The sequence below is a fragment of the Paenibacillus sp. J5C2022 genome, from assembly GCF_025567625.1.
Lineage (GTDB): Bacteria > Bacillota > Bacilli > Paenibacillales > Paenibacillaceae > Pristimantibacillus.
Genome location: NZ_JAOQJC010000023.1, coordinates 106300 through 115877 on the forward strand (window position 1 = coordinate 106300; position 9578 = coordinate 115877).

The following is a 9578-nucleotide window of genomic DNA, read 5'->3' on the forward strand; positions in this document are numbered from 1 at the left end:
TCCTCCCCCCGATGTCTAATTAAAGTAAGATACATCATAGACAGCGGGGGGAAAAAAGTGTGTCTATCAAATCGAAACTCTCGTTATCCATATCCGGTATCGTTGCCTTTATCTTATTCTTGAACATTGGGATTCACTATATGTCGTCCAAATCCGCCCGGGAGGAATTGCTGGAGCAGCAGCTTCATACGATTGCCGAGCAGCTCGTCGTCACGATTGAATCGACGGAGCAGATGAAAATGTCGATGGAATACGAATTGGGCAGGAAGCTACGCATAGCGGCTCTGCTTGCGAAAGCCAAGCTGGACCCCGATATCGCCGCCATTACCAATGAGCAGCTTGTCTCGCTCGCCCAGGAAATCGAAATAGACGATATTACGCTGTGGCAGCAAATAGACGGAGAAAACGTAGTTGTCCGATCCTCCAATCCCGATGAGCTTCATATCAGCTCGAAAACATGGGATTATTGGAATATGGCCCTGCATGACATATTCGCTATGAAAAAAGTCAACGCAGGTAAGGGACAAACCGCCCCTTATTACTGGTCCGGTCCCATCAATTACGCCTTCTCCGATCCCTCCGACATTAACAAGTGGGGATATTATTACGACGGCACGACCAATTACATGATCAATACGATGGTCAATGTTGCAGCAAACTCGCAATTCGACTTTCTGAACGGCACGAACAACGTCATTCATAAGATGCTGTCTCAGGAAAGCGGATTGCTGGAAATTACAGCATTCGATCCCGAATTCTTCGGCGAAGAGCCCATTATCAAAATGAAGCAAGGCATTCCCGTCCATAACCTGGACGTAAAGGCGATCCCGTTCGGCACCTATCATTACCCGAATCACAAGAAAGACTTCGATCGCATGACGGAAGCGCTCAACAGCAGGCAGTCTCTCAGCTTCGATGATAAGATCAATGGGCTGGATCTGGTCAGAAGCTATATTCCGATTGAAGTCGCCGGCAGGCCCTATGTCATTGGCGTCTCCTTCGACAATCGCATCATTCAGGAGCCTGTCCAGAAACAACTGCTCATGCATGCGCTAATCTCGCTGGTGCTCATCCTGTTGACTATGTTATTCAGCTATAGCGTGGCCGGACATATGATCAGACCGCTGCAGCAAATTCTGCACAAGGTGAACGATATTGCTTCCGGCAGCTTCACCTACAAGCTGTCGATCGACCGGAGGGACGAGCTGGGTACGCTGTCTACGCGCATTAATACGATGGGCATGAACCTGCAGCAATATATGACACAGCTGAAGGATACGGCAAGCGAGCTGCGCAGCACGAAGCAATACCTGGAATCCTTCTTCAATCATACGTCGGACGCCATTCATGTCATCGATCTGGACCGCAATGTGGTTCAGGTGAACGATGCCTTCGAGACGATATACGGCTGGAGCGAGAGCGAGATTCTCGGACACCCGCTTCCCAACATTCCCGAGGACCAGCGTCTTGCTTATGAGCAGTTGCTTATCAAAATATTGAATGGCGGCTCCGTCACAGACTATGAGACGACACGCTATACGAAGGACGGGCAATCGATCGACGTCAGCATTACGGTATCTCCGGTGCGGGATGAGCACGAACAGATTGTCGCCGTCGCATCCATCTCCCGCAACATTACATCCCGCAAGCAAGCCGAAGAGATGATTCGAAGGTCGGAGAAGCTGTCCGTCGTCGGTCAGCTCGCGGCAGGCGTCGCCCACGAGATTCGCAACCCGTTAACGACGCTCCGCGGATTCGTTCAGCTGCATCAGAAGAATGGAGCATTGACGCCGCTTCATCTGAATCTCATGATGGCGGAGCTGGATCAGATCAATATGATCGTCAGCGAGTTCCTCGTGCTGGCCAAGCCTCAGGCGAACCGCTTCGAGCGCGTCATTGTGGAGGAGCTGATCTGCGACATTATAATGCTGCTGGACTCTTCCGCCAAGCTTGGCAATGTCGATCTGGTCTACCGCAATGTCGAGGACCGGGATGTGCCGCCGATATACGGAGTCAGCAACCAACTGAAGCAAGTGTTCGTGAACGTGCTGAAGAACGGCATTGAAGCGATGGCGGAGAACGGCGGGGAGCTAGTCATCGAACTGTCCTGCAGAGGGAGCGACACCGTCGTCATCCGCTTCATCGACCAAGGCTGCGGCATCTCGGACGAAGACAAGGTCCGGATCGGCGAGCCGTTCTTCACGAAGAAGGAGAGCGGCAGCGGGCTGGGCTTGATGGTCTGCCAGCAGATTATTACGAACCATAAGGGAAGCCTAACATTCGACAGCGAGCTTGGACAAGGCACTACTGTAGAGATCGCCTTGCCCGTTATGCAGCAGGAGCAGTCGGCATAGCGTCGCGCTCCTGCACTTATTCAATTCCCTGAGAAGGAGCTTCAGAACCTCATGACACAACAGAAGAATCAATGTACTCAAGCTGAAAATGGCCGCGTCCCCCGCATCCTTGTCGTAACGGCTGTCGACGCGGAACGGGATGCCGTGCTGCGCGGATTGGATGGGGACACGAACTTCACCGTCATTGCGGGAGGGGTCGGACCGGCGACAGCTGCGGTCTCAGCCGCGTTGGAGTTGGCGGCCTCCCCTTCCTACGAGCTGGTCATCAGCGCAGGCATCGGCGGGGGATTCAGCGGAGCGGCGGAGCTTGGCACGCTCGTACTGGCCGATGCCGTTATCGCCGCTGACCTTGGGGCCGAGACGGCGGAGGGGTTCATCCCCCTCGATGAGCTGGGCTTCGGAACCGCCTCCCTTCCCGTCAGCGAAGCTTGGCGTGAGCGGCTGCACGGTATCATCCGGCAATCCGGACTGCCCCTCCATATCGGCCCGGTGCTCACTGTCTCCACCGTAACGGGCACTGCCGAGACAGCCGAACTGCGTGCCGAACTCGTTCCGGGAGCTGCCGCCGAAGCAATGGAAGGGTACGGCGTTGCCCAGGCTGCAGCCAAGCTGGAAGTTCCGTTCGCCGAGCTCCGCTCCATCTCCAATGCCGTCGGACCGCGCGACCGCGCCGCCTGGCGGATCGGCGATGCGATGCAGGCGTTGGAGAACGCGTTCTCGGCAATCCGATTCATTGCGAAGGAGATGGACCAATGACCGTTCATATCGCTTATTCCCCTTGTCCTAACGATACCTTCATCTTCCATGCCTGGGCGCAAGGATTGCTGCCCGGCGCTCCGGAACTTTCCGTCACATATGCCGACATAGATGTAACCAACCGGCTGGCGGCCGATCGGGAAGGACCCGAGGTGATGAAGATTTCCTATGCCGCCTTGCCTTGGGTGCTGCAGCATTACAGGCTGCTTCCTTGCGGCGGTGCGTTGGGCCGCGGCTGCGGTCCGCTTGTCTTGACCGGAGAGAGCCATCCTGCAGTTGCTGGAGGAGCCGCTCTATCCGGTCGGACTGTCGCTGTGCCCAGCGAGCGGTCTACCGCCTATCTGCTGTTCCGCTTATGGGCCGCGAAGCATGTACCTGGAGGAGTAGGGAATATTATCGTCATGCCGTTCCATGAGATCATGCCGGCGCTTCGAGACGGCAAGATCGATGCCGGCCTGGTTATCCATGAAGCCAGATTCACTTACGCTTCCTACGGCTTGCATATGGTGACGGACCTGGGCGAATGGTGGGAGTCGGATACCGGACTCCCCATTCCGCTCGGCGCCATTATCGCTCGCAGAACGGTGGAGGCAACCGGCGTCAGCAGCTGGATTCAGGCTTCGCTGGTCTATGCCTGGGCCAATCCCGACGCATCCCGAACCTACGTGATGGAGCATGCGCAGGAGATGTCGCCTGACGTCGCCAAGTCGCATATCGCGCTCTACGTCAATACCTTTAGCCATAATCTTGGAGAGGAAGGCTATGCCGCCGTGGAATCGCTGCTGTTGCGTGCGGCCGATGAAGGGCTGGTCCCTTCCTTCGATCCGACTCTACTTCGGTCTTAACGATTACTCCATCATTCACCGCATTGACGTATGGGGTCATTGTGTGAATAATTATTTAGAAGACCTTTTATCGAGTACGTATAATGATGAGCGCCAAGGAGAGAGCGATAGCGCAGCCAGAGGAGGAATGAATGATGTCTACCGTATCAGAGTTGATAGAATTCAATAAGAAGTTTGTCGAGGAGAAGCAATACGAAGCCTACTTAACCGATAAATTCCCCGAGAAGAAGCTTGCCATTCTCACTTGCATGGATACACGTCTGATGGAGCTCCTGCCCAAGGCGCTCAATCTGCGCAACGGCGACGCCAAGTTCATTAAAAACGCGGGAGCCATACTGACCCAGCCGTTCGGAAGCGCCATGCGCAGCATACTGGTCGCCGTCTATGAGCTGGGAGCCCGCGAAGTGCTCGTCATCGGCCATCACGGCTGCGGCATGACCAACCTGAACACGCAGAGCATCGTGGACAAGTTCGGCGACCACGGCATCGATCCTATCGTCGTGAAGACGCTGGAGAAGTCCGGCATTCGCATGGACAAGTTCCTGCGCGGCTTCAGAAGCCCGGAGGAAGGCGTCATGCACAGCGTCAAGCTGATTCGCAACCACCCGCTGTTCCCGCAGTCTATTCCGGTTCACGGCTTCGTCATGCATCCCGATACGGGCGAGCTTGAGGTGCTGGTAGAGGACTACCGGGAAGAATAATCGCAGATCCCTTTCTATAGCGGAGCCGCAGGCTCCGCTATTGCTCGTTGCCGCCGGAAGCGGCATCGCCCTGCTCCAACTGCTGCTGCGGCCCGCTGCCAGCGCCGCCGCTTCCTCCCTTCCCGAACTTCTGCCGCACCGCATGCACGGCCAACAGCAACAGGGGCAACAACAGACCGTATGTGGAGGCGTAGACAAGCCAAGTCTCACGGTTGTACATGGCGGAATGCAATATATTGGGATGCACGATTAACGATAATGTAATCATGGTTATGCCCATCGGCACGACCAGGAAGCGGTAATCCTTCACATTCAGCACTTGAGCCAGCCCCTTGACGGCAGCGTGGAAGTAGCAGGACAGCCGGAAGTAGATGGAGATGAACCACATCATGGCCATTATAATTTCAATGCGCTGCAGGAAATTGCCCACATTAATCTTCTTGGCCAGCGAATAGCTGGGATAGATCTGCCTGGCTGTTGCATCCACACCGAGCACAAGCAGGCTCAGCAGAATGACGACCAGCAAGATGATGCCGCCGATAAGCGTCCCTCTGAAGAATGCTTTCCGCGCCGCTCCCGGACGGCTGATGGATTCCGGGAAGATCATCAGCATCACGACTATAGACAAGGAGAATATGCTCGTAAAGTATATCGCGGTACCTACGATAGTGCCGACGCTTGACTCCATCATGGGCAGCAGATTGTCGGTGTGGATCTTCGGGGATACGAAGACGACCAGCACGAGAAAGAGACCGATAAACACAGGGAACAGCAACTCCGCGAACCGGGCAAGTACTTCAATGCCCAGACGGGAACCGATGACGATAATGCTGGCGAACAGGATGTTTACGGCCTGAATTGGCGTCTCCGGCATAATTTGCGTTGTTATAAAGTTACCGAAGAGGTAGAGCAGTTCCGCAGAAGTCACGAATGCGAAAAAAACAAACGTAACCGCAATGGCTTTCCCCAGCCACTTGCCAAGCAGCGTCTCCATCAATTCCACCAAATTTTTCGCCGTGTAGAGGCTGCCTACCTTATTGTATAGCAATACCAGCAGCAACCCGAATCCCACACCGAGCGTTGCCGCGAGCCATGCGTCCTGCTTTGCTTCAGCAGTCAGAACAGCCGGGCTAATGAGAATCGTGGTGCCGATCGAGTATAAGACGGCAAGTATGCCGAACTGCCTTGGACTTACTTTTTGCTCCCTGTTCATGTGCATCGCTCCCGTTCTGCGCCGCTATGCGTTATGGAAGAACCTTGTCCACCAGCTTGCTGGCCGGCCCGTAAATATACGCGACCCAATCCAGCGGATTGGGCAAGGGCAGATCCATACTCTTCATAATCGCCAGCACCATTCCGAATATCATCAAGCCCGTATAAATGGTTAATTCCTTACTCATGCGCTTCTTCCACAAGAAGGGCACCTCAATGACTGCCAATAGCGCAATAGCCGATACAATCCCGAAGATGGCCATCATCCTACTCCTTCATTTTATTAATAAAGGTATCGCCAATCGTTCCGAGCCGCCTGATTCTGACCTCAACCTTCATATTTACAGGCAGATCTTGAAATATCTCCGTCCAGTTCTGTTTATGCGTGCTCCAATACTTTGGAGCGGCGCGATGAATAGCCTCGCCAAAGCCAAAAATGTCACTCTTCAGCTTTCTTGCCTTCTTCAATGCATAACCCGCATGATTTTTGACCGCTTCCTCCACTTTCATCTCCAGATAGGCAATCGTCTCCATATGCATCAGATCGATTCTGCATTCCACATCGCCTACGTTCGCCTCACTCCGGATAGCGACATCCACTTCCGGCTCCCCGTTTCTCAGCTTGCCTTTCACTTTGGTCTTGGCGCGAATGATTTCGACGGCCAGCTTCCCCCCTTCCGGGCAGGCGACCTCAAGGATCGTGCTGTCCAACTTGTCGGTCAGATCGCTGTAGCCCTTGCTTTCCTCGGTATTCAACCAGCCAACGAGCTTGTCTTCCTTGAATACGGCTATCCCCTTATAGCTCAGATTGACGGCAGGATTCGGCGTCTGCACATTGTCCATCTTGGTTCCTTCCTCCTGATTGCCCAGAATGCTTACTCCCGTCAGCACAGGCTCCTTCCCTTCGCTCACGATATCCGAGATCAGCTCATCCAGTTGAATAGATACCGTCGGCGCCCAGGCTTTCTCCGATACTTCCAGGGATGCCATCAGCTTGTTCGCCGGTATCTTCTCCATCGGAGTCAGCACTTCAAGCACCTTCTGCGCCTTCGTCCCTCTGGCGACCAGCAGATAGAAGTCGGTTCGGGTCTCTGGATCGCGCGACCACAGATCAATCGTCTCCGCAATGCCTTCTTTGGCCAGCTCTTCACCGATGACGATAATGCGAAGATGGGAGAAGTAGAGCTTGCGTGATGTGACGGTCGTCATCTTCCGTACTGCTTCGAACATGGTTGCCCCCGTGGCCGAATATGTTGTCACTGGCGAACGGCCGCTGGCCCCTTTCCTCGCCGCCACTTCCCCGGGGTCCACCACCTGTACGGTGAGAAGATACTTGTCCTTCCTCTTGTCGATTCCCAGACCGGCTACGATGGACAAATCGTTCAGCTCCCTGCGGTTCCAGCAACCCGTTAACAATAAGGCGACAGCCAGCAAGAGTGCGATAAGCGACGAAATTCTGCTCATGAGAGGCTGTGCTCCTTTCTCCAAAAATCCGCGACATTATGAAGATGGCTGCGATGGCTGTGGCGGCTGCGGCTTGGCCAGATCGGGGCTCTGCTCCCGCTTAATATTCTTCTGGCTAATCAGGCGGGGACGCGTCGTCATCGCCCATTGCGGCAGTCGGAAGAACGTGTCTTTATGATCCTCCGGAATCAAGGGTGCGAAGGGGCTCAAGTAAGGAACGCCGAATGTGCGCAGGCTGCATAGATGCAGCAGAATCGCGAATACGCCGACAATAATGCCGAACAGTCCGAAGGATACGGCCAGTCCCATGAGCGGAAAGCGAAGCATCCTGATCGTGTTGGCCAGGCTGTAGGCCGGGAAGACGAAGCTGGCTATCGCCGTCGTCGCTACGACAATGACCATAGCTGCGGATACGATGCCCGCCTCCACCGCCGCTTGTCCGATAACGAGCGTGCCGACAATCGATACCGCCGAGCCGATCGAGCGCGGCATTCGCAATCCGGCCTCCCTCAATATTTCGAAGGACACTTCCATCATGATCGCTTCAATGAACGCGGGGAAGGGGATACCTTCGCGCTGGGCAGCCAAGCTGATCAATAATTGTGTCGGCAGCATCTCCTGATGATACGTCGTAATCGCCACATACAGGGATGGACCGAACAGGGCAATGAACACGCCCAGATAGCGCAATATACGGACTAACGTACTGATATCCGCCCGATGGTAATAATCCTCCGCCGCATGCAGGAACGATACGAACAGCGCCGGCACAATCAGGACGAACGGGGTACCGTCGACAAGTATCGCGACTTTCCCCTCCAGTAATTCTGCAGCGATCACATCCGGCCGCTCGGAATTATATACAGTAGGGAATGGCGTGTAGGTTTTGTCCTGGATGAGCTCTTCGATATATCCGCTCTCCAATATCGCGTCGATATCGATGCGGTCCAGACGGCTTCGCACCTCCTCCACGACGCCGTCGTTCGCAATGCCATTAATGAACATGACCGATACATCCGTCTTCGTCACGCGGCCGATCTGTCTTGTCTCCAGCCACAGATTGGGGTCCTTGATCTTGCGCCGGAGCAATGCCGTATTCGTGCGCAGCGTCTCCGAGAACGACTCTCTCGGCCCTCGAATGACCGACTCTGCGGCAGGCTCCGATACCCCCCGGTCCTTCCACCCCCGAGTGCCTGCAGCTATCCCTTCCGCATACCCGTCCAGCAAGATGATGGCTTCCCCCGACAGCAGACTGTGAAGAAGACCGTCGAAGTCGGCTATGGGCTTCACTTCTCCTATCGTCAGAGTGCTGTCCTGAAGAAATTGCAGGGCGCTCCCGCTTTCCGACAACCTCTCCGCCGTATCCGTCTGCTCTATGTCCAGCATCGACGATTCCATGATAAAGCTGGCTACGGCGTCCTTATCCGCCAAGCCATCTGTATAGATGATAGCCATTCGCTGCTCGCCAGACTTCCCTATGCCTACTTCACGGATAACGATATCGCTGCTGTTGCCCAGCGTCTTCTTTATCCTGTCCACATTGGCGGCAAGACTGCTGTTCAGCTTGGCTGTTGCTGTTGCGGATTGCCCGCCCTTTGCACCCGGATTGGAACCGGCATTGGAATTGGCATTGGAATTGGAACTCATCTCTGTCTCCCCCGGCTTGTAGTTGCTAGTTATCCATTATTGTCCATATTCGACACGTTTAGACATCGTTCCGCATGTATTCAACGCTTCAGATGTCGGGGGTTGTGCGAAAAATCGTACACACGCCCCAGTTTGAATACTCAACGGTGGCAGATTATACGGAAAATCGTTACTACTTAGGTCCATTCGGCATAAGGCACGCTTGGCGGGGTTATGTGACCAAAATGAGCGATTGCGCACACTTTCCACTACCTTTCCGAGTCTATGTGATCATTTTGAGCGATGGCTCCTACTTTTCGGCGGTACCAGGCAAGCTTGACGGGGCTATGTGACCAAAATGAGCGATAGCGCACACTTTCCTCTACCTTTCCGAGTCTATGTGACCATTTCGAGCGATAGCCCCTACTTTTCGGCGGGATGAGGTACGCTTGATGGGGCTATGTGACCAAAATGAGCGATAGCGCACACTTTTCTCTATTATTCCGCTTCTATGTGACCATTTTGAGCGATAGCTCCTACTTTTCGGCGGTACGAGGCACGCTTAATGGAGCTATGTGAGCAAAATGAGTGATAGCGCACACTTTTCTCTATTTTTCCGA

At 54.4% G+C, this 9578-nt stretch carries 8 protein-coding genes; 4 read left to right on the forward strand and 4 right to left on the reverse strand.

From position 1 onward, the window contains the following. Positions 1–59: 59 nt before the first annotated feature. From M6D81_RS18790 to M6D81_RS18805, 4 genes are all read left to right on the forward strand, one after another. On the forward strand, positions 60–2354 hold the full coding sequence (locus tag M6D81_RS18790; RefSeq protein ID WP_262678458.1) for a PAS domain S-box protein: 2295 nt from the start codon (positions 60–62) through the stop codon (positions 2352–2354). Between the two features lie 51 nt (positions 2355–2405). Further along, entirely contained in the window at positions 2406–3110 is a 705-nt protein-coding gene (locus M6D81_RS18795) for a futalosine hydrolase (protein WP_262678459.1), read from the forward strand. Beyond that, positions 3107–3955 carry a 1,4-dihydroxy-6-naphtoate synthase gene (locus M6D81_RS18800; protein WP_262678460.1) on the forward strand — a complete coding sequence of 283 codons (849 nt, stop codon included), beginning with the start codon at positions 3107–3109 and terminating at the stop codon, positions 3953–3955. The genes M6D81_RS18795 and M6D81_RS18800 overlap by 4 nt, the downstream gene beginning before the upstream one ends. A gap of 134 nt (positions 3956–4089) precedes the next feature. Continuing rightward, positions 4090–4656 carry a beta-class carbonic anhydrase gene (locus tag M6D81_RS18805; protein ID WP_262678475.1) on the forward strand — a complete coding sequence of 189 codons (567 nt, stop codon included), beginning with the start codon at positions 4090–4092 and terminating at the stop codon, positions 4654–4656. Positions 4657–4693: 37 nt separating this feature from the next. On the opposite strand, the gene M6D81_RS18810 is transcribed toward M6D81_RS18805, so the two are convergent. The 4 genes from M6D81_RS18810 to M6D81_RS18825 are packed head-to-tail and all read right to left on the reverse strand — an operon-like array spanning position 4694 to position 8979. After that, positions 4694–5869: a GerAB/ArcD/ProY family transporter gene (locus tag M6D81_RS18810; RefSeq protein ID WP_262678461.1), complete on the reverse strand. Its 1176-nt coding sequence runs from the start codon at positions 5867–5869 to the stop codon at positions 4694–4696. Positions 5870–5900: 31 nt separating this feature from the next. Continuing rightward, positions 5901–6134, reverse strand: a complete 234-nt coding sequence (locus tag M6D81_RS18815; RefSeq protein ID WP_262678462.1) for a hypothetical protein — start codon at positions 6132–6134, stop codon at positions 5901–5903. Between the two features lies 1 nt (position 6135). Then, the gene (locus M6D81_RS18820) at positions 6136–7332 is read right to left on the reverse strand and encodes a Ger(x)C family spore germination protein (RefSeq protein WP_262678464.1); all 1197 of its coding nucleotides are present in this window, start codon (positions 7330–7332) and stop codon (positions 6136–6138) included. 36 nt (positions 7333–7368) lie between these two features. Further along, positions 7369–8979, reverse strand: coding sequence for a spore germination protein (locus M6D81_RS18825; protein WP_262678465.1), 1611 nt, complete (start codon positions 8977–8979; stop codon positions 7369–7371). Positions 8980–9578: the final 599 nt, after the last annotated feature.